Here is a 540-nt window from a genome sequence, read left to right on the forward strand (position 1 = left end):
CCATCGACATCGTCGGCCAGATCAAGAACAAGCTTGCCACCGCCATGGAACCGTCGGTCGACAAGAAGTCCGTCCAGGAAGAAATCGGCCAGCTGCAGCAGCAGCTGCAGAGCGTTGCCCAGTCGGCTTCGTTCAACGGTGAAAACTGGGTCATGGCTCAGAACGGCGGTTCGGCTTCGGTCGTCTCCTCCTTCATCCGCGGCACCAACGGCACGGTTTCGATCAGCTCGACCTCCTACAAGTTCGACACCAGCTCGGTCGGCAACGTTCTGTTCGGCACGACGGCAGCCGGCGCGCTCGACACGGCTTCCGGTATCCTTGGCACCAAGAACACCACCGTCAACGCTTCGGTCTTCAGCCTCGACATCAGCAAGATGACCTCCGGCCAGATCTCCAGCGCCCTGAACATGGTTCAGACCGCTCTGAACTCCATGATCAGCATGAACTCGAAGCTCGGTTCGATCTCCAGCCGCATCAGCCTGCAGACGAGCTTTGCCTCGTCGCTGTCCGACTCGATCCAGTCGGGCGTCGGCAAGCTGG

General features: G+C 60.4%; 1 protein-coding gene. It reads left to right on the forward strand.

Annotation, left to right across the window (positions count from 1 at the left end; all coding sequences use genetic code 11):
- On the forward strand, window positions 1–540 hold a 540-nt coding region (locus RHSP_RS07965; protein ID WP_037150466.1), incomplete at both ends, for a flagellin N-terminal helical domain-containing protein.

The organism is Rhizobium freirei PRF 81, from assembly GCF_000359745.1.
Taxonomy (GTDB): domain Bacteria; phylum Pseudomonadota; class Alphaproteobacteria; order Rhizobiales; family Rhizobiaceae; genus Rhizobium; species Rhizobium freirei.